This is a genomic window from Streptomyces sp. NPDC017940 (assembly GCF_044328435.1).
Classification (GTDB): Bacteria; Actinomycetota; Actinomycetes; order Streptomycetales; family Streptomycetaceae; genus Streptomyces.
Genome location: NZ_JBIRHJ010000001.1, coordinates 852,323 through 875,381, shown reverse-complemented (window position 1 = coordinate 875,381; position 23,059 = coordinate 852,323). Strand labels below are relative to the sequence as shown.

The following is a 23,059-nucleotide window of genomic DNA, read 5'->3' as shown; positions in this document are numbered from 1 at the left end:
GGCCCGGGAGCCGGGGGCGGGGCTCAGCGGTCCGACCTCCGCGGTCCGGGCTCGCACGGCGCGCCCTCTTCCCGGCCGGGCTCCCGCTGCTCCGGCAGCACCGCGGCCCCGGTCTCCCCGAGGGCCCCGGTCCCGGCCTCCGCCGCCATCGGTGCCGTCCCGGCGGCCGGGGTCCCGGCGGGCTTGACGGGCTCGGCGTGCTGCCAGGGGCGGCACAGGCCCACGAAGCAGGCCACGGCCGCCAGCGCGCAGGTCAGCTGGACGACGGCCATCGGTACGGCCGTGTGCTCGCCCGCGATGCCGACGAGCGGCGAGGCGACGGCGCCGATGAGGAAGGAGGACGTACCGAGCAGCGCGGAGGCGGATCCCGCGGCGTGCCGGGTGCGCATCAGGGCGAGGGCGTTGGTGTTGGGCAGGGCGAGGCCCATCGCCGACATCAGCACGAACAGGCCGACGGCGATCGGTGCGAGCCCGATGTCGTCGCCGAAGACGCCGCCGGTCATCAGGAGCAGCGCGGTCGCTGCGAGCGTGATGACGGCGAGCCCGAAGCCGAGCGCCTTGTCGAGGCTGACACGGCCCACCAGGAGCTTGCCGTTGATCTGGCCGACGATGATCAGGCCGACCGAGTTCACGCCGAAGAGCAGGCTGAACGTCTGCGGCGACGCGCCGTAGATCTCCTGGATCACGAACGGTGAGGCCGAGATGTACGCGAACAGCGCGGCGAACGCGAAGCCGCCCGCGACCATGTAGCCCGTGAAGACCCGGTCCGTGAGGAGGCCGCGCATGGTGCGCAGGGCCTCCGCGGTGCCGCCGTCGTGCCGGTCGGCCGGCGCCAGGGTCTCCGGCAGGCGGCGCCACACGAGGGCGGTCAGGGCGATGCCGACGACCGTCAGGACGACGAAGATGCCGCGCCAGTCGGTCAGGCGCAGGACCTGGCCGCCGATCAGCGGCGCGACGACCGGGGCGACGCCGGAGATCAGCATCAGCGTGGAGAAGAACCGGGCCATCTCCACGCCGTCGTACAGGTCACGGACGACCGCCCGGGCGATGACGATGGCCGCGGCGCCCGCGAGGCCCTGGAGCAGGCGGAAGGCGATGAGCAGTTCGGCGGTGGGGGCGAGGGCGCAGATCGCGGTCGCGAGGATGTAGACGAGCAGTCCGGCGAGGAGGGGGCGGCGGCGGCCCCACTTGTCGCTCATGGGGCCGACGACGAGCTGCCCGAGGGCCATGCCCATGAGGCAGGCGGTGAGGGTGAGCTGGATGGTGGCGGCCGGGGCGTGCAGGGCGTCGGTGACCTCCGGCAGGGCCGGGAGGTACATGTCCATGGAGAGCGGCGGCATGGCGGTGAGGCCGCCCAGTATGAGGGTGACCAGGGCTCCGGTCGCCACGGTGAGGGCGGCGGGGCGCCCGGCCTCCGCCGCCCCCGGTATCTGGTGCTCTGCCGTTGTCTGCCTTCGCTCAGGCATCGCGCCCTCCCGGTCGATCGGATCCGCCGCCCAATGATCTCAGCTCCGGGTAGGTGGTAGATACCGGTTTCGTCCCGGGTCCCTACGCGGGCCGCAGCCCCGGGTCGCCCGCCTCCGTCACGAAGGACGCCGCTGTCCTGATGGGGGCGCCCGGCTTGGTGACCGCCGAGACCGTCTTGAAGTCCGCTCGCGCCGCGTCGCGGCCGAGGGCGACCGTCACGTAGCCGCGGCGGCCGTTGTAGAACTTCAGGTGCGGGTTGGCCTTGGTGTACGTGTCCCAGTTGGCCGGCTTGTCCGCGCCGTCCTTGCCGCTGGCGATGGACGTGGCGACGATCTCCGTACCGACGGTCCTCGACGACGGGTCGTCGAAGTCGGCCTTGATGTCGAAGGCGTAGCCGACGTGCACGTCGCCGGTGAGGACCATGAGGTTGTCGATGTCCGCGGACCGCGCGCCGGCCAGGACCCGCTTCCGGGAGGCGCGGTAGCCGTCCCAGGCGTCCATGGAGAGCTTGGCCTGCGCGGTGAGGTCGAGCTTGCGCTGGGAGAAGGTGACCTGCTGCGGCACGACGTTCCACAGGGCGCGCGAGCGCCGCCAGCCGTCGATGAGCCAGCGCTCCTGCGTGGCGCCGGTGATGGTGCGCCTCGGGTCGTCCGTCTCGGGTCCCGGGGCGTGCGCCTTGTCGCCGTACGCCTGGTCGGAGCGGTACTGCCGGGTGTCGAGGATGTCGAACTGGGCGAGGCGGCCCCACTTCAGGCGGCGGTAGAGCCGCGCGTCGGGGCCGTCGGGCAGCTGCGGGCGGCGCAGCGGCTGGTTCTCCCAGTACGCGCGGTAGGCGGCGGCGCGGCGGAGCAGGAACTCGGCGGGCGGGTTGCCGTTCTCGTCGATGTCGTCGGCGTAGTTGTTCTCGGCCTCGTGGTCGTCCCAGGTGACGACGAAGGGGTGCGCGGCGTGGGCGGCGCGCAGGTCGGGGTCGGACTTGTAGAGGGCGTACCGCAGGCGGTAGTCCCCGAGGGTCTGCGTCTCCTTGTTGAAGTGGGCGGGCAGCGTGCGGTCCGTGTAGTTGCGGGCGCCGCCGACCGCGTTCACCGCGTACTCGTAGAGGTAGTCGCCGAGGTGGAAGACGACGTCGACGTCGTCCTGCGCCAGGTGCTTGTACGCGGTGAAGTAGCCGTCGTGGTACGCCTGGCAGGAGACGGCGGCGAGGGTGAGGGCGCTGGTGCGGCTGCCCGTGGCGGGCGCGGTGCGGGTGCGGCCCGTCCCGCTGGTCCACCGGCCCGTACGGAAGCGGAAGTAGTAGGTGCGGCCCGCTTCGAGGTGGTCGACCTCCACGTGCACGGTGTGGTTGAACTCGGGGTGCGCGGTGACCGTGCCGCGTCGGTCGACGCGCCGGAAGCGGGCGTCCCTGGCGAGCTCCCACTGGACGGTGACGCGCTCCCGGGGGAGGCCGCCGCCCGGCTCGAAGGGGGCGGGGGCGAGCCGGGTCCAGAGCAGGACCGAGGAGGGCAGCGGGTCGCCCGAGGCGACGCCGAGCGTGAAGGGGTCGTCCGCTATGCGGCGGGCGTCCAGCTCGGCGGCACCCGCGACGCCGGCGGTGGGCAGGTTGGTGGCGAAGGCGAGCGAGGCGGCGGCGCCGGTGACGGTGAGGAAACGACGACGCCCCAAGTGGCGGGCCGCGGCCCGGAGTTCGGGTGCGTGCTGCTGACCTTCGGATGCCATGAGGCCCTCCCCAGACGATTGCTGTCAGGGGCATGTAACTGGCCGTGGACGACGCCTCACTGTCGCGTACACAACAGCCGGATGGCGGGTGGATGATGTCCGCGTGGATACCCCTCCCGTACGCTGCGGGGCCATGAACGCTGAGCGAACCACTCCCTCGAAGACCGCCGTGGTGACCGGGGCCGGTTCCGGCATCGGCCGCGCGGTCGCGGTCGAGCTGCTCGCCGCGGGCTGGTCGGTGGCCCTCGCGGGCCGTCGCACGGAGACGCTGAAGGAGACGGCCGCCCTCGCGTCCGCCGCGGCGGCGGTGCGGGACGACGCCGTCGTGTGCGTCCGCACGGACGTGTCACAACCCGACGACGTGGCCGCCCTCTTCGCCGCCGTACGCGAGAGCTTCGGCCGTCTCGACCTGCTCTTCAACAACGCGGGGACGTTCGGCCCCGGCGGCGTCCCCTTCGAGGAACTGCCCTACGACGCCTGGCGGCACGTCGTCGACACCAATCTGCACGGCGCCTTCCTGTGCGCGCAGGAGGCCTTCCGGCAGATGAAGGAGCAGGAGCCGCGGGGCGGGCGCATCATCAACAACGGCTCCGTCTCCGCGCACGCCCCGCGCCCGCACTCCGCCGCGTACACGGCCACGAAGCACGCGCTGACGGGGCTGACCAAGTCCCTGTCCCTGGACGGACGGCCCCACCGCATCGCCGTGGGGCAGATCGACATCGGCAACGCCGCCACCGACATGACCGAGCGGATGCGCTCGGGGACCCTCCAGGCCAACGGGGAACTCGCCGTCGAGCCGGTGATGGACGTGGCCGACGTGGCCCGCACCGTGCGGCACATGGCGGAGCTGCCGCTGGAGGCGAACGTGCAGTTCGCGACGGTCCTCGCGACGACCATGCCGTACGTCGGACGGGGCTGAGCGACCGCGCGCCGGCCCGGGAGGACCCGGCGGTGCGTAGGCAGGGTGCGGCCGATGCAGTACGACGGGGAGGGTTGAGTTCCCGTCATGTGGCCGGTCAGATACGGGAGTGGGGCCCGTGCTCGTACAAGGCCGGACTATGCTCGCTGCTCTCCACGGATACTTCACACACGGAGCACACTTTGCGCATACGTTCGACTGCTACGGCCGTCCTCGCCGCCACCGCTGTCGCGGCCCCGCTGCTCGTCGCCACCCCGGCGGCCGCGGCACCGCACCAGGGCGGTCTGCACCTCGGCTACATCCAGTACGACAGCCCGGGCCGGGACTCCAGCTCGCGCACCTCGGTGAACGGCGAGTGGGTGAACATCCACAACAGCAGCCGGAGCGCCATCCAGCTGAAGGGCTACAAGCTCAAGGACAACGCCGGCTACACGTACACCTTCGGCAGTTACAGGATCGGCGCCGGCAAGACGGTGAAGGTCCGCACCGGCAAGGGCACCAACGCCTCCGGCGTGCGGTACTGGGGCCGTGGCTGGCACGTGTGGAACAACACCAGCGACAAGGCCCGGCTGATCAGGCCGAGCGGCTCGCAGCTCGACTCGTGCTCGTGGACGACCCGCGACAACGGGTACAAGAACTGCCACTGAGGCACCAGGTCGTGAGCGCCGCCGCGGTACCGGGAATGCGTCCGGTGCCGCGGCGGTTGTCGTGCGGCATGAGCCACAGCGACCGCCCCGCGCACCACCCGGACGTGCTGCGCTACACCGCCTTCGCCACCGACCCCGCGGGCGGCAACCCCGCCGGGATCGTCCTGGACGCCACCGGCCTCGACGACGCGGACATGCTCGCCGTCGCGGCCGACGTCGGCTACAGCGAGTCGGCGTTCCTGACCCCGGGCCCCGCCGCCCCCGGCCAGGACGGGCGCGCCTTCACCGTGCGGTACTTCAGCCCGCGGGCCGAGGTCCCCTTCTGCGGGCACGCCACCGTCGCCACGGCCGTCGCCCTCGCGGAACGCGCGGGCCCGGGCGACTTCGTGTTCGACACGCGCGCGGGGACCGTGCCGGTGAGCGTCGTGGATTCCGGGGGCGGCGTCCTGCGGGCGACCCTGACCAGCGTGGAGCCCCGGGTGGAGGACGCCGCGCCCGCCGACGTCGCGGAGGCGCTCGGCGCGCTCGGCTGGCGCGCGGACGAACTCGACCCGGGCCTGCCGCCCCGGATCGCCTTCGCGGGCGCCCGGCACCTGGTCCTCGCGGCGGCGACCCGCGCCCGCCTCGCCGACCTCGCCTACGACTTCGACCGGCTGCGGACGCTGATGCTCGGGCTCGACCTGACGACCGTCCAGCTGGTCTGGCGCGAGAGCGAGAGCGTGTTCCACGTCCGCGACCCGTTCCCGGTCGGCGGCGTCGTCGAGGACCCGGCGACGGGCGCGGCGGCGGCCGCCTTCGGCGCGTACGCCCGCGAGCTCGGCCTCGTCCCGGCCACCGCCGAGCTGACCCTGCACCAGGGCGCCGACATGGGACGCCCCGGGGTCCTCACGGTGACGCTGCGGGAGGGCGACGCGCGGGTGCGGGTGGCGGGGGCCGCCGTACGCATCCCCGGTTGACCGGAAGCCGTCAGGCCTGCCCCGTCTCGAAGCGTGAGATCTTCCCGCCGTCCACGGTGAACCGCCACTTCGTGCGCATCTCGCCCCAGGTGTCGTTGCGGTAACTCACCACGAGCGTCCGGCCGCCGTCGCACTCCGACTCGATGTCCATATGGCCGTTGGAGGAGAAGATCTCGCGCTCGGCCCAGTCCTCGACGCCGCGGTCGGAGCCGTCGTCGGACATGGTCGCGTCCGGTGTGAGCGCGGCCTGGAAGGCGTCCCTGTCGTGCGAGTTCACCGCGCTGACGAAGGCACGGACCGCGGGGTCGGCGAGCCGGTTTGTCTGCATGCTCATGGGCTCACGCTCGCACCGGGCCCGCCGCCCCGCCACCCGGGGGCCGAGGCCCTGCTCCGGCCGCCTGACATGGCAGGCTGCGCCCCATGGCCGACCCGACCCCCACCCCCTCTGCCCCCGCCCCTGCCGTCCCCGCTCCCGCTGACCCGGCTCCCGCTGACCCGGCTCCCGCCGCCCCCATGGACCTCTGGGACTCCGTCTCGCGTCTGCACGGCTGGCTCGCGGCCCACGACCGGCATCCGCCCGAGGAGGCCCTGCTGCTGCGGATGCTGAAGCTGTCGGAGGAGGTCGGCGAGGTCGCCCAGGCCGTCATCGGCGCGACCGGGCAGAACCCCCGCAAGGGCACCACGCACAGCTGGGACGACGTCCAGTCGGAGCTCTGCGACGTCGTGATCACGGCCCTGGTGGCCCTGCGGACCCTCACCCCCGAGCCGGAACGGGCCCTCGACGCCCGGCTGCGCACCGTCGTCGCACGCTCGACGGCGGACCCCGCGGTCGCGGTGCGGCGGGAGACCAGGAGTCCCCGGGCTCGCGGTGCGGCGGAAATCCAGGAGCCCCCGGGCACCTGACCGGCTAGCGTCACCCGCCATGACGTCATCACCGCCCGCACCGACCGTCGCGCCCCCGGCCCCGGACGGCGGCCCGCCCCGCCTCGGCCGTCTCACCTTCCACGGCCCGCTGTCCGAGGCCCGGGCCGCCCGCATCGTCGAGCGGGTCACCGAACCGCTGCGCCGCGTCCCGGGTGGAGGCACCGTGCTCGATCTCGGTTGCGGGTGGGGGGAGTTGCTCCTGCGGGTCCTCCAGGCGGCTCCCGGGGCCACCGGCTTGGGCGTCGACCTCACCTCCGACGACCTGGAGCGGGGGCGCGCGTCCGCGCGGGCGCGGGGGCTCGACGGCCGGGTCGCGTTCGCCGCCGAGTCGGCCACGGACACCGCCCGCGGGCCCGCCGACGTCGTCCTGTGCCTCGGCTCCTCCCATGCCCTGCTCCCGGACGGCGCCCCGGCCCCGCACTCCGCCGACGCGCTGCGCGCCCTGCGCGGCCTCGTCGCCCCTGGCGGGCGCGTCGTCCTGGGCGAGGGGTTCTGGCAGCGCACGCCCACCCCGGCCGAGCTGGCCGCGATGTGGCCGGACGCCGGCGTCCACGAGCACCTGTGCCTGGCCGACCTGGTGGACGCGGCGGTCGCGGCCGGGTTCCGCCCGCTGTGGGTGGAGACGGCGAGCGCCGAGGAGTGGGAGGAGTTCGAGTCCGCCTACCTGGCCGACACCGAGGAGTGGCTGACCGCGCACCCGCGGCACCCCCGGGCGGCGGAGCGCCGCGAGCGGGCCGACGCGCACCGCACGGCATGGCTGCGCGGCTACCGCGAGGCCCTCGGCCACGCGTATCTCACGCTGATCCCGGTACCGGACGCCTGAGGACCGCCGGGGCGCGGGGCGGGCCACCCGTCGCCGCGGCCCGCTCCCCACCCCGCCTATCCTCGACGCCCATGACCACCTTGCGAGAGATCCACGGCACCCCCGTCCTCCTGTGCGCGGCCGACGGTGAGCCGATCGCCCGCGAGCAGGACGCCCTCGACCTCATCGGCGACGCCGGGTACCAGGGCGCCCGATGGGTCGCGGTCCCCGCGGAGCGGTTCGACGAGGCGTTCTTCGCGTTGCGCACGCGCGTCGCCGGGGACATCGTCCAGAAGTTCGTGAACTACCGCATGGGGCTCGTGGTGCTCGGTGACATCTCCCGGCACACCGCGCGGAGCCCCGCGCTGCGGGACTTCGTCCGTGAGTGCAACCGCGGCGGCCAGACCTGGTTCCTCGCCGACGAGTCGGAGCTCGCCGCGCGGCTGCGGGAGCGCCCGCAGCGCTGAACCGGGCGCCCGCTCAGTGCCCGAACCACGCCTCGGCGAGCGCGTCGAGGCGAGGTTCGCGGGGCGCGGGCAGCTCGCGCAGGTACCACGGCAGGTTGCTGTACACGTGCAGCAGTGTGTACGCGAGCAGCAGGCGCGGCTCGAAGGTGCGGCCGTACGCCGCCGTGAACCGGGTGAGGAGCTTCGGCTCCCCGCGCGTGACGAACAGGCCGACGCCCACGAAGTCGTAGGCCGGGTCGCCGATCATGGCGGGCTCGAAGTCGAAGAGTCCGGTGAGCCGGTGGCCGTCGGCGGGGTCGACGAGCAGGTGCTGGCGCATGAACTCCGTGTGCAGGAGCGCCGCCCGGGGCGTCCGGGGCAGCGGGGCCGCGGCCAGGAAGTCCGGGATCTGCTCGAGCCAGCCCTCGGCGAGCCCGTGCCCGCGCTGCCGGTCGACGGCGCTCGCCCGCTGCCGCTCGGTGAACTCCCGCCAGTCGCCGGGCCCGAGGGCGTCGGCGAGCGGCTCGTGGTCGAGGGCGTGCAGGGCGGCGAGCGCCTCGCCCGCCCGTGCGACGACCCGCTCCCGGTCGGTCGCCGGGATGCCGGGCCAGGCGAGGTGCAGGCCCTGGCCGGGCAGCTGGGACATCAGGACGTAGCGCCAGCCGTTCACGTACGCGCCGCTGTCGTGCAACTGGGGGGTGGGGACGGGCAGTCGGCCGTGTACGTGGTCGAGCACGCGCGCCTCGGCCACGGCGTCGGCCGCCGCGGCGCCGGGGAAGAGCTTGAGCACGTGCCGCTCGCCGACCGCGTACACGGGCTGGGAGCCCTCGCCGTACCGGGTGAGCGGGGCCCCCGCGAGGCCGAGCCTCGCGCACAGGTCCTCGGCGGCGGGCCGTACGACGGCTTCGTCGGGGACGACGGCGTCCCATTCCTCGTCGGTGTCCACGGGGGGCAGCATGATCGGCACGGTAGGGGGCGGGGGTGGGTGCGGCAACGCGTTTTCGGCGAGGGCGCCGCGGACCACCGTCCGGACCGCGGCGCCCGCCCCGCCGTACGCGAGGAACCCGCGTACGCCTCGCCGTCCGCCGTACGCGACAGATCGCCGTACGCGACGGCCCGTCAGAACACGAACGGCCCCGGTGTCTGCGCCGACGTCGCGGTGCAGGTCACCGTGATGCCGAAGACCACGATCCGCAGCGAGCTCGCCGCCAGGCGGTCGCCGGAGGCGACGGTGCCGTTCAGCGGGCCGGTGGAGACGGGGCTGCCCGCGGGTATCGCGGGGTTGGAGTTGCCGGTGAACGTCGTGGTGCCGGAGCCGTTCCTGGTGAGCGTGAGGGTGGACCTGACCGCACCGGCGCCGACGTCGAGCGGCGCGGTGATCGCCGACGTCGACACCGCGATGGTGGCCGCGGTGCCGTTCTGGGTGGCCTTGAGCGCCGCGGTGCCCGAGCCGAACGAACCGCAGTCGAACGCGATGGACGCCTCCTGCGGCTCCACCGCGCCCGCGGCCGGGGCCAGGACCAGGGCGCTCAGGGCCAGGGCGCCGGTGCCGACGGCGGCGGTCAGGGCGAATCTTCCGTGCCTCATGGGGGCCTGCCTTCGCTGGGGGGAGTGTGGGGTGGTGCCCACCTTGACTGACGGTCAGTCAGCAGTGCGGGACGGCGCCATTGAGGCACAGGGCCCTTGGGACGACAAGGCACACCCTCATGATTTTTGACATGTCATGGCCAAAATAAGCCATGAATGAGGGCCCTCCGGTGGCGCGCCAGTGGAGTGAACCCCGCCCCCTCGACCGACGTGAACGACCCACGTCCCGAATGGATCCCACCGGTGAACGGCTACCATCGCGAATGTCGGACGATATGACCGCTCGGCGGCGCAGGGCTGCCCCGACCTGACCTGGAGGGCTCCGCGTGCCCCAACCGCGCCTGGGTGTGGCCATCGTGACCATGGGCAACCGCCCGAAGGACGTCGACGCCCTGCTCGAAGCCGTGGCCAAGCAGGACGTCGTACCGACGCGCCTGGTCGTCGTCGGCAACGGCACCCAGCTGCCGGACTTCCCCGCCTACCCCGGCGAGGTCACCGCGATCGAGCTCGACGAGAACCTGGGCTGCCCCGGCGGGCGCAACGTGGCCCTGCGCCGCCTGCGCGAGTTCGGCGACGTGGACGTGGCCATCGAGCTGGACGACGACGGCCTGCTCGTCGACCCCGACGTCTTCCGCACGGTCCAGCGCCTGTTCTCCGCGGACCCGCGGCTCGGCATCGTCGGCTTCCGCATCGCGGACGAACACGGTGAGACCCAGCGCCGCCACGTGCCGCGGCTGCGCGCCAAGGACCCCATGCGCGGCGGCCTCGTCACGTCCTTCCTCGGCGGCGCGCACGCCTTCTCGATGGAGATGCTCGCCGAGACCGGTGACTGGCCCGCGGACTTCTTCTTCACGCACGAGGAGACGGACCTGGCCTGGCGCGCGCTCGACGCGGGCTGGAAGGTCCTGTACGAGCCGTCGCTCCTGCTCCAGCACCCGAAGACGTCCCCCGCCCGGCACGCCGTCTACCACCGGATGACGGCCCGCAACCGCGTCTGGCTGGCCCGCCGCCGCCTGCCCCTGCTCCTGATCCCCCTCTATCTCGCGGTCTGGACCCTCCTCACCCTGGCCCGCACCCGGTCGGCCGGCGGCCTGCGCGCCTGGGCGGGCGGCTTCGTCGAGGGCATCCGCACCCCCGGCGGCGAGCGGCGGCCGATGCGGTGGGCGACCGTGTGGCGGATGACGAAGCTGGGGCGGCCCCCGCTGATCTGACGGAGCCCGGCCTTGGTCAGGGCAGGAACGCCCAGACGAACGCCGCGAGCATCGGTAGCAGCAGAAGGTCCGTCCACTCGACGCGCGGGCGCCGCCGCACGGGGGCCGTCGCCGTGCCCGTGGCCCGCCGCACCGCGGTCCGCAGCTCCCGCCGCGCCCGCTCCGCCCGCTGCCCGTCGAACACCGAACGCGTCATCGCCCACGGCAGCACCGTGCCGACGCCCTCGACCCCCAGGGCGCCGCCCTTCCCCGCACGCCCGAGCAGCCGGACGTCGGCGAGGTCCGCCTCGTACCGGAGGAACGGGTTGTGGACCGTGAGCCGCTGCTCGTCCCACTCCACGTACGGCGTCAGACCGGTACGGACCAGGACCCAGGTCACCCCGCACGGCAGGGCGAGGGCGAGGACCACGTCCCAGACGTCGCGCGGCCCTCCCCCGCCGTCGTGGAGGAACTGGACGGCGACCGCGGCCATGACGGCGACGATCGCCCACGAGGCCCGGCGGACGGGCCTGTTGTAGTAGCGCATGTGCTGGTGTGCCTCATTCCCGACTGCCCGGCGGGGGCGCCGCGCGCACGGCGCGGCGCCCCCTGAACGGGCGGACCGATCTCCACCGGTACCGATCTCCACCAGTACCGATCTCCACCGGTACCGATCTCTACCGATACCGCGTCAGCAGTACCGCATCTTCCAGCTCATCCCGCAGGTCAGCGTGCCCGTCCACGCGTTGCCCGCGTAGTTCCACGCCGTCCTGCGGTACGAGAACCGCTTGGCGTGCCTGCCCCGGCCCGCCGCGCGCTTGCCGCCCCGGGCGAAGCCCTTGCTCGACTTCCACCAGGAGCCCGCGGCGAAGCGGCCCGCGCCGACGCCGACCGCGGTCCAGGCCGCGGACTTGGCCGTCGACCGCCAGTACTTCTTCGTCCGCCACTTCCCACCGCGGCCGTCCGCCGCCGATGTCACGGCGAACACCGCGACGCCGGCGACCGCGCAGGTACCGGCGGAGGCGACGATGCACGCCGCCGTCGCGCCGTACCCGGCGTACGTCCGCCAGTTCTTGCGGACGTGGCGGCCCGCCCGCTTCAGACCGCGCTTGATCTTCTTCCACCACTTGCCGTCGAGGTCGAAGCGGTTGACGGGGTCGCCGCCCACGTACTCGTAGGCGTTGTTGCCGCCGCCGTACACGGGGTCGACGGACAGGAAGCGGCCCGTCGCCGGGTTGTACAGGCGCACGCCCATCAGCGTCAGACCGGTGAGGGTCTCCGCGGAGCGCTGCTTGCCGCCCAGCCAGCTGTAGCGGGTGGCCGCCTGCCCGGCGCGCGGGTTGCCGTACTCGTCGGAGTCGAGCGCGACCGGTGCCTTGCCCTTGTCGAGCGGCAGTTGCAGCGCCACGTCACCGTGCACGGTGGTGAGCTGGAGCACCGTGTTGCCGCTCTTGTCCGTGGTGGCGGCCAGGTCGCCGGACGCGGAGTCCACCATCCGGGTCAGGGCGCCGGACGCGGTGTCCTCCACGATCCAGCGGGGGTTGTCGCCGTCGCTGTCGTAGTGGTTGACCTTGGACTGCTCCTTGGTCCAGGTGCTGCCGGAGCCCGACTCGACCGTCCAGGAGCGGAACCGCAGGGCGGCGTCCAGGTTCCAGGTCTGCCGCTTGCCGTCGGCGCTCTGGCGGTGCACCAGGTCGTTGGCGTAGTAGCCGAGCGTGCCGTTGCCGGGGGCCGCGGTGGTGCGGCCGAAGGCGTCGTAGGCGTAGCCGGCGTCGGTGACGCGGTCGGCGCTGTCGTAGGTGTGCTTGGCGGTGGTGCCTCCCGTGGCGGGGCAGTCGGCGCCGGGCGTGCCGGCGGCGGTGGTCAGCGAGGTGCGGTTGGCGCGCTTGTCGAAGGCGTAGGCGCGCCGGGTGCACACCGTCTCCGCGGTGTCCTCGACGGTCGTCAGGCGCCCGGTGGCGTCGTAGCGGTAGCGCTGGTCGGACCAGCCCGCGTGCCCGGTGACCTGGCCGTGGACCGACTCGGTCACGCTGTCGGAGTGGACGGTGGTGCCGTCGCTGTCCCGGGTGTACGTACGGTCCGTGGTCGTGCCGGTGGTGTCCTCGGTCTGCGTGAGGGTGTAGCCGCCCGGCAGCTTCTCGCTGGCCACCGAGCCGTCGGCGTCGTACGTGGCCTGGAACGTGCCCGCGACGGAGTCGGTGGTCCTCGTGGCGAGGCCCCGGGGTTCGGCCGCGGTGTCGTAGGTGTAGGTGACCGTGGACGGGACCGTGTCGGACACCTTCACCGGGCGGTTCAGGAGGTCGTACTCGGTGGTGGTGGTGCCGCCGTCGGCGTCGGTGTAGGCGATCTGGCGGCCCAGCTTGTCGTACGTCTTGCTGATGGCGCCGCCGGTGGGCGACGTCGTCCGCACGGCCTGGCCGGTCGCCGGGTCGTACGCGGTGGTGGACTCCGGGACCTTCTCACCGGTGCCGCCGGTCACGGCGACCCCGGTCTGGCGGCCCGCGTCGTCGTAGGACGTGGTGGTGGTGCGGGTCACGCCGTTCGCGGTCTCGGTGACCTTCGCGGGGCTGCCCCACCAGTCGTACTCGGTGGTGGTCGTGGGCAGTTCCTTCGGCTGGGTGCCGCCGCCGGTGATGTCGCCGCCGGGCGCGACGGAGCAGACCAGGTCGGCCCACTCCGGGCGGCCCGCGCAGCGCCCGCTGCCGGTCGCCGACCAGTACGTGGTCACCCGGGTGCCCGCGTCCGTGCCGTTCGCGTCCGGCAGGAGCTGCTTGACCACGCGGCCCTGGGCGTCGTACTCGGTGCTCGTGGTGAGTGCGAGACCGCCCGGGTCCTGGATGGTCCTCGCGGGCTGCCCCTTGGCCCAGTCGTACACCGTCTGCGTCACCCGGCTCTCGGCGAGCACACCCGGGTGCGCACGCGCCTGGGCGCCCGTCGTGACCTTGGTGACCTGGTCCTTGACCTTCGCGGTGCCGTCCGATGGCCGCCCCGCGTCGTACTCGTTGACCGTCCTGGCGCGCGCGGCCACCGACGTGCCCGCCGGGACCAGGGTGGTGCTGCCCGACGTGAGGTCGGCCGTCAGCTCGACGCGCCGCAGCGGGCCGAGCTCCTCCAGCTTGCGGGTGCCGTCGTCGTTGTACAGGGAGCGGGTGGCGAGCAGGTCGGCGCGCTCCGCCGACGTCAGTCCGCCGAGGCCCAGGTCCGCCTGCGTCGCCCGGTCCTCGGCGCTCATGCCAAGGGCTACCGCGCGGTTGGCGGCGCTCAGCTCGCGCACCGTGTTGCCGAACCGGTCGGACTCGGTGGTGGCCAGGTGCCCACCGGGCGTGGCCGTGTTGACCTCGCGGCCGGACACGCCCAGGTAGTGGACGTCCGCCCGCCGGTAGTCGGCGGCGCCGAGCCGGTCGCCGGAGTGCGAGGACGGCACGGCGTCCGCGGGCAGGACCGCCGTCGCGTCCGTCGGGGCGTCGAGCTGCCCCCACGCCTGCACGTCGGCCGCGCCCGCCTTGTACGGGGCCCTGGCGCCGGTCAGCGGCACGTCGTAGACGACGCTCGTGCCCGCGGTGCCCTCCTGCGTGCCGGTGGTGCCCGGCTTCAGACCGGGGCGGGACGTCTTCAGGAGCATCCCGTCACCGGCGGTGGCGGCGCTGCCCGCCTTGCCGTACGTGAACGTCCACGGCAGTTCGCCGGGCGGGGTGTATCCGGTGACGCGGCCCGCGCCGTCGTAGTCGTACGCGGACTTCAGGGCCGGGGTGATCGCCGGGTTCCAGGCCTCGCGCAGGCGCCCTTCGGTGTCGTACGCGTAGCGCTGCACGGTCTTGGCGGTCGCCGCTCCGGCGCCCGGGGCGGTGGCCCACAGGCGCAGCTCCCGCACCTGGTGGGCGAAGTCGCCGAGGGTGTCGCCGGTGGCGGTGGTGCGGTCCGCGTACACGAACTCCAGGACGCGGCAGCCCTTGGTGGCCGGCGTCGCGGTGCACGCGGCGGCGGACGCGGCCGACGTCGGCGCGACCACGCGCCGCGGCCGGGCCAGCTTCGTGCCGTCGACGGTCACCGACTCGGACACGACGGTCGTCGTCGAGTTGCCGAGCCCGTCCAGGAGCGTGCTGGAGACCTGCCAGGTGGTGGCGGCGGAGTCGGTGCGTGTGAACTCGGTGACGGTGCCCTCGGTGTCGGTGAGGGTGAACGCGCCGGTGACGGAGCCCTTGAGGGTCAGGTCCTCGGAGCCGGTCTCGGGGATCCAGGCGTTCTTCGCCGCGTTCGCGGTGAAGTGGGTCTCCTCGCCCTCCGCGTCGACGACGGCCACGGCCGTCGCGGAGATCTTGCGCAGGTGCGAGAAGTCGGAGTCGGTCAGCTCGGCGGCGGTGCCCGCCACCCACTGCCTGCCGAAGATCGGCGCCTGGCCTTCTTGTCCCGCGCCCTTGTCCGGGGTGCGGGAGGAGGCCGTGCGCGTCACGGACAGGTCGAACACGGAGGCGTCCGTCGCGGACAGCGTGTGGTCGCCGGTGAGGAGGTTCACCGAGCCGGGGCCCGTCTCGGCGCTCGCGGCGTCGGTGGCGTCGCGGTCCACGACGACGGCCAGCGGCGCGGTGCTGCCCGTGGCGTCCTTCGGGCCGGTGAAGTCGGCCTTGATCTGGATGCTGCCGTCGGGGTCGACGGTGTCGGCGGCGTTCCACACCAGCTTGTCGCTGCGGCCACCGGTGAGCGCGACGGGCCAGCCGCCGAGGGCGCTGCCGCCCGCCTGGACGTCCTTGGCGGGGATCCGCACCCAGGCGTCGGCCTCTGCGCGGCGCCACGAGAACGACACCTTGTCGAACTTCTCCCCGTCGGCCTCCGCGAGCAGCGGCAGGCGGCGCGCGGTGCGCTCACCGTCGGACGGCTGCACGAAACCGCCGGGACCGGCGTGGAAGGTGTACTCGACGGCCTCGGACTTGTTGTCGGCCTTGTCGACGGCACGGACCTGAAGGGTGTGCGTGCCGTCCTTGGGCGGCGTCACGGAGATGTCCTTCGCCGCGCCCGCACCACCCGTGGGCTCCTTCGTCCACGTCACCCCGTCCAGGGACCACTCCAGCCAGTGGTGATCGCCGCCGGGCGGGGTGACGGTGAACGTGCCGGGCCTGCCCGCGCCCTTCACCCAGGCGCCCTTCGGGTAGTCCGTGGACGTGACCTTCGTGGGCGCGGACGGCGCTGAGGTGTCGACCGTGAAGGTCTTCCACGCCGACCAGCCGTTGTTGTAGTGCGTGTTGTCGTACGGAGACGTACGGAACCTGTACGTCTTCCCGTGCGCGAGCACACCCGCAGGCACGGTCACCGACGCGACCTGCCCCGACGGCACGAACTTCGACACCAGTACGTTGCCGACCTGCTTGTCGGTGGCGGAGTCGAAGATCTGGAAGGTGCCGTTGACCTTGTCGCCGTCGGCGTCCACGAAGGTGTCGCGCAGCGTCGGCGTCAGGGTGTTGACCGTGTACGCGCCGCCGTAGGAGAAGTACGGTGGGCCCGCCTCCTGCTTGGTGCCGGTGCGCGGCCGGTAGTTGTAGGTGACGCTGAGCTTCGGCGGCCGGGACGCGGCGTTCGCGGAGTTGACCCGCTTCCACTGCGCGACCGTGTTCTCGCCGGCGGCCCGCAGCCCCATGTGCCCGCGGGTGGCCTTCGCCGAGGCCCACTCCTGGACGAGGGTGGTCACATCGGCGTTGATCCAGCCGTCGGGGGCGCCGGTGCACGCCGCGTTGCCGCGCGTCTCGGTCGACGTGGCCTTCTTCGCCGTCATGGCGGGCTGCGCGGTCCAGCGCGAGGACGTGGACGCGGCCCCGGCCGACCACACCTCCCACGGCTGCGCCTTGCAGTCCTTCTCGTTGGCGGAGTGGAAGTTCCACAGCGACAGCTCGGCGTCCAGGACGAGCGCGTCCTGCACGGGCCGGGTGTCCCAGGAGACGAACGAACGCGCCGTGCGCGGGGTGCCGTTGGCGTTCTTCGTGCCCGGGTTGCCGAAGTCCAGCTCGGTGTCGGTGGACCAGTCCCGGGTCTCGCCCTGCTGCACGTAGGTGTCGAAGACGTTGCCGAGGGCCGAGGTGGACGGGTCGACGGTGACCGGGTACTTCGTCCGCGGGTCGGCGAGGAACTCCGCGTCCGGCGTGACGACCAGGTCCACACCGCCCTTGGCCTCGACGGCCTTCATCCTCACCGGGGCACGGCGGGTGTGCTCGCCGGAGACCGGGTCGACGGTCGCGTCCCACATGACGGGCGCGGGCATGACGGCGGTCTTCTTGTTCTCGCGGTCGGTGAAGGACAGGCTGCCGTCCTTGTGCTCCTCGACCTCGAGGCCCTCGGCGCGCAGCGGCAGCGTGTAGCTGTAGTCCTTCCGGGCGGGCTCCCGCCGCAGGCGCACGAACTGCTCGAAGCCGGTACGCGTCGCCTCGACGACCACGTCGCCGCCGAGCACCGCGTTCTCGTACGTGGCCCGGGTGCCGTCCAGCTTCGGCGCGGGCAGGGAGCCCTGCCACCGCAGGGTGATGCGCTGGTCGCCCTCGCCGAGGGTGACCAGGTCCCGGGCCGCGTCGTCCTTACGGGCGGCCCGGCCTGCGCCCTGCTCGCCCTCGCCGAGCTCCAGGCCGTGCGGGTGGGCCCTGGGCGCCACCGACCCGTCGTCGTCCTCGACCAGGTCGAGGTCGACGTCACGCCACTGGCCGGTGTCCTCGTCCTCGAACCGGGTGGGGCCCGCGGTGAGTTCCGTGGTGAGGCTGCCGTCGGGGTTGACCCAGGTCGTCGACGTCTCCGTACGTTCGGAGAGTGCCTCGACGCGCTTGCCGCCGAGCCGCGTGGCGACGCGCGCGGAAGGGATGTCGGCGGCGGCCGTCACGGCCTCGGGCTCCGCCTTGCCCGTGGCAACGGGAGCGGACGGCGCCGCGGTGGCCTCCTCGGCGCCGTACAGACACGAGAGGGCCATGAGCAGCGCGAGCCCGGTGGCCAGCGCCTTGGGGGCCGGGCCTTCGCCGAGGCGGCTGGGGCCGCCGGGACGTCGTGGTCTTCGGTACCCGGTGTCCTCGGGTATCGGCACGTGTTCGTTGGGGTGCACGGTGGGTCCCTTGCTGTGGGCGGTTGTTGTGGTGACTGTGTGTGAGCTGCGGGTGTGGGGGGGTGTGGGGTCTGGTGGTGCCCGTGCCGGGCACGGGCAGTCCTCGCGTGCGGGGCGTGGGGCGGGTGGGCAGCACGAGATGGCCGGACGGCGGTGGTGCGTGCGTACGTGCGTGCCGTCGGCGGTGGTCCCTCGGGGGGGCTAGGGCTCGATCAGGCCCGCCCTGATGGCGTACCGGGTCAGGGCGAGCCGGTCGCGCAGGCCCAGCTTGTGGAGCAGGTTCGCGCGGTGGCGCTCCACGGTCTTGGCGCTGATGGTGAGCAGGTCACCGATCTCCTTGGAGGTGTGGCCCTCGGCGACGAGCTTGAGCACCTGCTCCTCGCGGTCGGTGATCGCCTTGCGGGGCAGCGCCCTGCCCTGCCGCGCGAGGTCCAGGTACCGGCGGATCAGGGTGTTCTCCGCACCCGGGTAGAGGAACGGCTCGTTGCGCATCGCGGACCTGCACGCGGCGACGAGGTCGCGGTCGGCGACGGACTTGAGCACGTACCCGCACGCCCCGGCCCTGAGGGCCTCGAAGAAGTACTGCTCGTTGTCGTACATCGTCAGGATCAGGATGCGCGGCGGATCCGGGAGCCGGGACAGCTCGCGGGCCGCCTGGATCCCGGTGAGCCGCGGCATGGCGACGTCCAGGACGGCCAGGTCCACGCCCTCGCTCCGGGCCAGCTCCACGGCCTGCGCGCCGTCGCCCGCCTCCGCGACGACGGTGAGATGGGGCTCGCCGTCGAGGATGAGGCGGACCCCTCGGCGTACGAGGGCGTGGTCGTCGGCGAGGAGGATCCTCACGGGGGCGGTCACGCGCGGGCTCCTCGGGGGGTGGGGGCGGTGTCGGCGGCGCGGGCCTCGTCCAGCGCGGGGGCGGCTCGCTCGGCGCGGGCGGTTGGGTCGGCGCGGACGGTTGGGTCGGCGCGGACCGCTCGCTCGGCGCGGACCGCTCGCTCGGCGCGGACCGCTCGCTCGGCGCGGACCGCTCGCTCGGCGCGGACGGCTCGCTCGGCGCGGACGGCTCGCTCGGCGCGGGCGGACGGGGGTGCCTGCGCGGGCACGCGCAGGCGTACTTCCGTGCCGCTGCCCGCCGGGCCCGCCGCCACCGTGAGGTGGGCGCCCGCCAGCAGGGCGCGCTCGCGCATGCCGCGCACCCCTGCGCCCTCGGTGGCGCCCCGCATGCCGCGGCCCGCGTCGCGGACGACGAGTTCCACCGCGTCCCGGGCGCACCGCAGTTCCAGCTCCGCGCGGCCGGCGCCCGCGTGCCGGGCGGCGTTGGTGAGGGCTTCCTGCGCCACGCGGTAGACGACGAGTTCGGCGTCCTGCCCGAGCCGCGGCGGGTCACCGTCGAACCGGTGCCGGACGGTGAGCCCCGACTCGCTGAACTCCCCGGCGAGGGCCCGCAGACCGCTGACAAGGCCCAGGTCCTCCAGGACTCCGGGGCGCAGGCGCCGGGCGATGCGGCGGATCTCGTCCAGGCTGGCCCGGGTGGTCTCCTGCGCGGCGCTCAGCTCCTCGCGCAGCGGCTCGGGGGCCCGGTCGGCGGCGCGCTTCACCTGGAGCAGCACGGCGGTCAGGGTCTGCCCCACCTCGTCGTGCAGCTCGCGGGCGACCCGGCGGCGCTCGGCCTCCTGGGCGGAGAGGGCGCGGGCACTGCTGGTGGCGCGCTCGCTCTCCAGGCGGTCCAGCATGGCGTTGAAGGTCCCGATGAGCGCGGCCACCTCGCCGTGCCCGGTGACGGCGGGCCGCTTGCCCGGGCGCAGCAGGTCGGCGGCGGTCATGGCCCGGCTCAGCCGCTGCAAGGGGGCGAGTCCGACGCGCAGGAGCACGGCGTTGGCGACGAGCATGGCGGCGACCCCGCCGAGCACGACGAGTGCCTCACCGAAGTGGACGGGGCTCGAGACGGTCACCATGGGGCTGAGGAGCAGCAGCGCGGCGACCACGAGGACGATGGCGTTCATCAGGAAGATCCGCCAGAACAACGACACCGACACCGACACCGACCCCGCCACCGCTTCCTCGCCCGCTTCCGCTTGCCGCCACAACCGCACCCCATCCTCCCGGACCGGACGCAAGCCGACGTACCCCTTCGAACCGGTCCAGCTTGGACGAGGGGACGGCCCGGATCCATCCGTGACGACACCCATTCCGGGAGCGCCGTGCGCGCGGGTTCGCGAGGTGGTCGGGACGGGTCCGGAATCGGTGTACGATCTTCATGTAACTCCGGTGCACGGCACGGGAGTCACGCGTCTGTGGTCCAAGGAAAGACGTCCATCATCCGATGGGAAATGCAGGTGCAAGGCCTGCCGGGCGCTCGATGACACGAGGGGCCCTCACCGATCCGGTGAGGGCCCCTCGGTCTGTGCCGGGGTTCACATGCCTTTGCCCAGCAGGAGATCCGCCCCCACGGGCCCGGGCGCGGGGGTGTCCCCGAGGGACGCCAGATACCGCTCGGCGTCGAGTGCCGCCGCGCAGCCCGTGCCCGCCGCGGTGACGGCCTGGCGGTAGGTGTGGTCGACGACGTCGCCCGCGCCGAAGACGCCGGGGACGTTCGTGGCGGTCGTCGGCGCCCGCACCGCGAGGTAGCCCTGCTCGTCCAGGTCGAGCTGCCCGGCGAAGAGGCCGGTGCGCGGGTCGTGTCCGATGGCGATGAAGAGGCCCGTGACGTCCAGGGGCATGACGTCACCGGTGCGGGTGTCGCAGACGGTGAGGCCCGTGAGCCGGTCGGTGCCGTGGATGCCCGCCACCTCGGTCTCGAAACAGAAGGTGATCTTGAGGTCGGTGAACGCCCTGGTCTGCATGGCCTTGGAGGCCCGCAGGGTGTCGCGCCGGTGGATGACGGTGACGGACCTGGCGTAGCGGGTGAGGAAGGTGGCCTCCTCCAGCGCGGTGTCGCCGCCGCCCACCACGGCGATGTCGTGCCCCCGGAAGAAGAACCCGTCGCACGTGGCGCACCAGGACACGCCCCGGCCGGACATCTCATCCTCGTTCGGCAGGCCGAGCTTGCGGTAGCCGGAGCCGGTGGCGACGATCACGGTACGGGCGCGATGGACGCCGCCGTGGGAGTCGGTGACGGACTTGACGGGACCGGCCAGGTCGACGGCGACGATCTCGTCCTCGACGAGGCGGGCCCCGAACCGCTCGGCCTGGGCCCGCATGCCGTCCATCAGTTCGGTGCCCTGGACGCCTTCGGGGAAGCCGGGGAAGTTCTCGACCTCCGTGGTCGTCATGAGGGCCCCGCCGCTGTAGAGCGTGCCGCAGAACACCAGGGGGCGGAGGTCGGCGCGGGCGGTGTAGAGCGCGGCCGTGTACCCGGCGGGACCGGAACCGATGATGACCGTCTCGTGGAGTGCGTCGTTCACCGACGGCCCCCGCGAGGGGTGCGGGCGGCCGGGTGCGTGGCGGAGGGCGTGTCGCCGCCCGCGTACAGGAGGAGGTTCTTGGTGTCGGCTCCCGCGCCGTGCACCCTGTCCCTGGTCGCGGTCGCGGTGAGGGCCTCGGCCACGTCGCCCGGTGTGGCGCCGGGCTTCTCGGCGAGGTGCGTGGCGGCGGTCCCCGCGACCAGGGCGGACGCGGCGGAGGTGCCGGTGAGGCGGGTGCGTGCGATGTCGCCCGCGGCGCCGGCGGCGGGCACCGCGTCGCCCGGCGCGAACAGGTGGACGCAAGGCCCGGTGTTGGACGCGGCGGTCCTGGCGTCCTTCCTGTCGGTGGCGGCGACGGTGATGCCCGTGGTCTGCCTCGCCGGAGTCACCGAGCAGGCGTCGTCGCCCTCCGTACCGGCGGTGCCGGCGGCCGTGGTGTAGGCGATGCCCTTCTGTGTCATCTCGTACAACTGCGCGTCGAGGAAGGTGGTGGGCGGTCCGGAGAAGCCGAGGTTGACGACGGCGGGCTTCTTGGCGTGTGCCGTGATCCAGTCGACGGCGGACGCCAGGTGCTCCAGGCGGCCGGTGCCCCGGCAGTCGAAGGCCAGGACGGACTCCACGAGCGCCTCCCTGGCGACGCCGCCGCGCCGGCCGGCCGCGATCGAGGCGGAGGCCGTGCCGTGTCCGTTGCAGTCCCGTGCTCCGCCCGGTGTGCGGTTGACGGCGTCGTAGGCGCCGCGCGCCCGGCCGCCGAACTCGCTGTGGCCCACGCGTACGCCGGTGTCCACCAGGTACACGCGGACGCCGCGGGCCGGATTGCGGGCTCTGTACGAGCCGTCGAGCGGCAGGTCGCGCTGGTCGACGCGGTCGAGGGCCCACGAGGTCGTCGGCGCCGCACCCGTCGGCGTCCTCACGGTGTGTCCCGCGACCCGGAAGTCACGGTCGGCGGTGACCGAGCTGACCCGGGTGTCCCGGTAGTACTTCGTCACCTCCTGCGGGGTGAGGGTCACCGAGAAGCCCTGGAGCGCCGCCCAGTAGATCCGGCGGAGGTCCCCGCCGTTCTGGGCGGTCATGTCCTTGGCCGTGGTGGTGACCGCTTCCTCCGTGGCGGGAGTCCCGGTGACACGGATCAGATAGACGTCTTGCTGTTCCCGGGCGGTCGTGCCGGGGGTGCCGGCGGCGTGCGCGGGTCCGAGCAGGGGCAGGACGAGGGCCGTGGCACCGACTGTCCCGGTGACGAACCGGAGCAGGGTCTTCGCTGTCATCGTTTGCCTTTCGGGGGAGGCGGGCGGCCTTTCGGGGGGCGGGCGGTCTTTCCGGGGGGAGGCCGGCGGCCTTTCGGGGGGCGGCCTTTCGGGGGGCGGCCTTGGGGGAAGGCGGGCGGTGCACGCGCCGGCGCGCGGGGTCGCCGGCGCGTGCGGGTGTGGGGGGTTCTAGAGAGCGTTCAGCCAGGCCCGCAGCGGCGCGGGGCCGTCGAAGCCCTCGTGCCTGCTGCCCGCCTCCTCACCCTTCTGGATGTTCACCAGGGTGGGGATGAACCGGATGTTGTACTTCTGGGAGATGGGCCGGTTCCTGTCGACGTTGACGCGTGCGAGCACCCACTTGTCCCCGTCCTGCTGGTGGAACTTCTCCAGGTGGGGCTTCATCTGCTTGCACGGGCCGCACCAGTCCGCGTAGAAGTCCAGGACCACGGGGCGCTGCTCGGACATCTTCAGGACCTCGGGGAAGTTCTGCGAGGTCACGTCGATCACCGTGGCGGCGGCACCGACCGGTGCGTTCGCCGTACGTGTCGACAACGGCGCCGAGTCGGCGGCGGCGGGCAGGGCCACGGCGCCGAGGAGCGCTGCCGCGAGCCCTACGGAGACGGCTGTTCTGCGGAACATTGCATGTCCTTCCGGTCGGCGGGGGCGCGACGGCGCGCCCCCGCGTGGG

At 73.4% G+C, this 23,059-nt stretch carries 18 protein-coding genes and 1 pseudogene; 7 read left to right on the top strand and 12 right to left on the bottom strand.

Going from position 1 to position 23,059, the window contains the following annotated elements; genetic code table 11:
* Nucleotides 1-23: 23 nt before the first annotated feature.
* Both ACH4DX_RS03635 and ACH4DX_RS03630 read right to left on the bottom strand, forming a co-directional pair.
* Nucleotides 24-1,466, bottom strand: a complete 1,443-nt coding sequence (locus tag ACH4DX_RS03635; protein ID WP_398153844.1) for a multidrug effflux MFS transporter — start codon at nucleotides 1,464-1,466, stop codon at nucleotides 24-26.
* An 82-nt stretch (nucleotides 1,467-1,548) separates the two neighbouring features.
* A complete protein-coding gene (locus ACH4DX_RS03630) occupies nucleotides 1,549-3,183 on the bottom strand; it encodes an alkaline phosphatase D family protein (protein WP_398153843.1) in 1,635 nt (544 codons plus the stop codon).
* Nucleotides 3,184-3,316: 133 nt separating this feature from the next.
* Between ACH4DX_RS03630 and ACH4DX_RS03625 the strand changes: the two genes are divergently transcribed.
* From ACH4DX_RS03625 to ACH4DX_RS03615, 3 genes are all read left to right on the top strand, one after another.
* Nucleotides 3,317-4,102, top strand: coding sequence for an SDR family oxidoreductase (locus ACH4DX_RS03625; protein WP_398153842.1), 786 nt, complete (start codon nucleotides 3,317-3,319; stop codon nucleotides 4,100-4,102).
* Between the two features lie 182 nt (nucleotides 4,103-4,284).
* A complete protein-coding gene (locus tag ACH4DX_RS03620) occupies nucleotides 4,285-4,749 on the top strand; it encodes a lamin tail domain-containing protein (protein ID WP_398117429.1) in 465 nt (154 codons plus the stop codon).
* Between the two features lie 68 nt (nucleotides 4,750-4,817).
* Nucleotides 4,818-5,705, top strand: coding sequence for a PhzF family phenazine biosynthesis isomerase (locus ACH4DX_RS03615; protein ID WP_398153841.1), 888 nt, complete (start codon nucleotides 4,818-4,820; stop codon nucleotides 5,703-5,705).
* A 10-nt stretch (nucleotides 5,706-5,715) separates the two neighbouring features.
* Here ACH4DX_RS03615 and ACH4DX_RS03610 read toward each other — a convergent pair whose 3' ends face one another.
* On the bottom strand, nucleotides 5,716-6,039 hold the full coding sequence (locus ACH4DX_RS03610; RefSeq protein WP_398117425.1) for a nuclear transport factor 2 family protein: 324 nt from the start codon (nucleotides 6,037-6,039) through the stop codon (nucleotides 5,716-5,718).
* Between the two features lie 86 nt (nucleotides 6,040-6,125).
* Here ACH4DX_RS03610 and ACH4DX_RS03605 point away from each other — a divergent pair, with 86 nt between their 5' ends.
* From ACH4DX_RS03605 to ACH4DX_RS03595, 3 genes are all read left to right on the top strand, one after another.
* Nucleotides 6,126-6,608 carry a MazG-like family protein gene (locus ACH4DX_RS03605; protein WP_398153840.1) on the top strand — a complete coding sequence of 161 codons (483 nt, stop codon included), beginning with the start codon at nucleotides 6,126-6,128 and terminating at the stop codon, nucleotides 6,606-6,608.
* Between the two features lie 19 nt (nucleotides 6,609-6,627).
* Nucleotides 6,628-7,452 (top strand): SAM-dependent methyltransferase, encoded by an 825-nt coding sequence (locus ACH4DX_RS03600; protein WP_398153839.1) that lies wholly within the window; start codon nucleotides 6,628-6,630, stop codon nucleotides 7,450-7,452.
* A 71-nt stretch (nucleotides 7,453-7,523) separates the two neighbouring features.
* Complete coding sequence (locus ACH4DX_RS03595; protein WP_398117419.1) at nucleotides 7,524-7,898, top strand: DUF4180 domain-containing protein; 375 nt, start codon at nucleotides 7,524-7,526, stop codon at nucleotides 7,896-7,898.
* 13 nt (nucleotides 7,899-7,911) lie between these two features.
* On the opposite strand, the gene ACH4DX_RS03590 is transcribed toward ACH4DX_RS03595, so the two are convergent.
* Nucleotides 7,912-8,835, bottom strand: a complete 924-nt coding sequence (locus ACH4DX_RS03590) for a phosphotransferase family protein (protein ID WP_398153838.1) — start codon at nucleotides 8,833-8,835, stop codon at nucleotides 7,912-7,914.
* Between the two features lie 161 nt (nucleotides 8,836-8,996).
* Complete coding sequence (locus tag ACH4DX_RS03585) at nucleotides 8,997-9,464, bottom strand: hypothetical protein (protein ID WP_398153837.1); 468 nt, start codon at nucleotides 9,462-9,464, stop codon at nucleotides 8,997-8,999.
* Between the two features lie 326 nt (nucleotides 9,465-9,790).
* Here ACH4DX_RS03585 and ACH4DX_RS03580 point away from each other — a divergent pair, with 326 nt between their 5' ends.
* A complete protein-coding gene (locus tag ACH4DX_RS03580) occupies nucleotides 9,791-10,675 on the top strand; it encodes a glycosyltransferase family 2 protein (protein ID WP_398153836.1) in 885 nt (294 codons plus the stop codon).
* Nucleotides 10,676-10,691: 16 nt separating this feature from the next.
* Here the strand turns inward: ACH4DX_RS03580 and ACH4DX_RS03575 are convergent, their stop codons facing one another.
* From ACH4DX_RS03575 to ACH4DX_RS03545, 7 genes and pseudogenes are all read right to left on the bottom strand, one after another.
* A complete protein-coding gene (locus ACH4DX_RS03575) occupies nucleotides 10,692-11,201 on the bottom strand; it encodes a hypothetical protein (RefSeq protein ID WP_398153835.1) in 510 nt (169 codons plus the stop codon).
* Between the two features lie 144 nt (nucleotides 11,202-11,345).
* Nucleotides 11,346-17,594, bottom strand: coding sequence for a DNRLRE domain-containing protein (locus ACH4DX_RS03570; protein ID WP_398154171.1), 6,249 nt, complete (start codon nucleotides 17,592-17,594; stop codon nucleotides 11,346-11,348).
* Between the two features lie 330 nt (nucleotides 17,595-17,924).
* Nucleotides 17,925-18,578, bottom strand: coding sequence for a response regulator (locus ACH4DX_RS03565; protein ID WP_398117409.1), 654 nt, complete (start codon nucleotides 18,576-18,578; stop codon nucleotides 17,925-17,927).
* Between the two features lie 242 nt (nucleotides 18,579-18,820).
* Nucleotides 18,821-19,753, bottom strand: a pseudogene (locus ACH4DX_RS03560) (HAMP domain-containing sensor histidine kinase); the annotation flags it as partial.
* Nucleotides 19,754-20,137: 384 nt separating this feature from the next.
* On the bottom strand, nucleotides 20,138-21,127 hold the full coding sequence (trxB, locus tag ACH4DX_RS03555; protein WP_398153834.1) for a thioredoxin-disulfide reductase: 990 nt from the start codon (nucleotides 21,125-21,127) through the stop codon (nucleotides 20,138-20,140).
* Nucleotides 21,124-22,392: a S8 family peptidase gene (locus tag ACH4DX_RS03550; RefSeq protein ID WP_398153833.1), complete on the bottom strand. Its 1,269-nt coding sequence runs from the start codon at nucleotides 22,390-22,392 to the stop codon at nucleotides 21,124-21,126. The genes trxB and ACH4DX_RS03550 overlap by 4 nt, the downstream gene beginning before the upstream one ends.
* Before the next feature lie 168 nt (nucleotides 22,393-22,560).
* Nucleotides 22,561-23,010 carry a thioredoxin family protein gene (locus ACH4DX_RS03545; RefSeq protein WP_398153832.1) on the bottom strand — a complete coding sequence of 150 codons (450 nt, stop codon included), beginning with the start codon at nucleotides 23,008-23,010 and terminating at the stop codon, nucleotides 22,561-22,563.
* Nucleotides 23,011-23,059: the final 49 nt, after the last annotated feature.

Coding starts and splice junctions, on each gene's coding strand:
- ACH4DX_RS03635 (WP_398153844.1), bottom strand. CDS start 1,466: ATGCCTGAGCGAAGGCAGACAACGGCAGAGCACCAGATACCGGGGGCG.
- ACH4DX_RS03630 (WP_398153843.1), bottom strand. CDS start 3,183: ATGGCATCCGAAGGTCAGCAGCACGCACCCGAACTCCGGGCCGCGGCC.
- ACH4DX_RS03625 (WP_398153842.1), top strand. CDS start 3,317: ATGAACGCTGAGCGAACCACTCCCTCGAAGACCGCCGTGGTGACCGGG.
- ACH4DX_RS03615 (WP_398153841.1), top strand. CDS start 4,818: ATGAGCCACAGCGACCGCCCCGCGCACCACCCGGACGTGCTGCGCTAC.
- ACH4DX_RS03610 (WP_398117425.1), bottom strand. CDS start 6,039: ATGAGCATGCAGACAAACCGGCTCGCCGACCCCGCGGTCCGTGCCTTC.
- ACH4DX_RS03605 (WP_398153840.1), top strand. CDS start 6,126: ATGGCCGACCCGACCCCCACCCCCTCTGCCCCCGCCCCTGCCGTCCCC.
- ACH4DX_RS03600 (WP_398153839.1), top strand. CDS start 6,628: ATGACGTCATCACCGCCCGCACCGACCGTCGCGCCCCCGGCCCCGGAC.
- ACH4DX_RS03595 (WP_398117419.1), top strand. CDS start 7,524: ATGACCACCTTGCGAGAGATCCACGGCACCCCCGTCCTCCTGTGCGCG.
- ACH4DX_RS03590 (WP_398153838.1), bottom strand. CDS start 8,835: ATGCTGCCCCCCGTGGACACCGACGAGGAATGGGACGCCGTCGTCCCC.
- ACH4DX_RS03585 (WP_398153837.1), bottom strand. CDS start 9,464: ATGAGGCACGGAAGATTCGCCCTGACCGCCGCCGTCGGCACCGGCGCC.
- ACH4DX_RS03575 (WP_398153835.1), bottom strand. CDS start 11,201: ATGCGCTACTACAACAGGCCCGTCCGCCGGGCCTCGTGGGCGATCGTC.
- ACH4DX_RS03570 (WP_398154171.1), bottom strand. CDS start 17,594: ATGGCCCTCTCGTGTCTGTACGGCGCCGAGGAGGCCACCGCGGCGCCG.
- ACH4DX_RS03550 (WP_398153833.1), bottom strand. CDS start 22,392: ATGACAGCGAAGACCCTGCTCCGGTTCGTCACCGGGACAGTCGGTGCC.
- ACH4DX_RS03545 (WP_398153832.1), bottom strand. CDS start 23,010: ATGTTCCGCAGAACAGCCGTCTCCGTAGGGCTCGCGGCAGCGCTCCTC.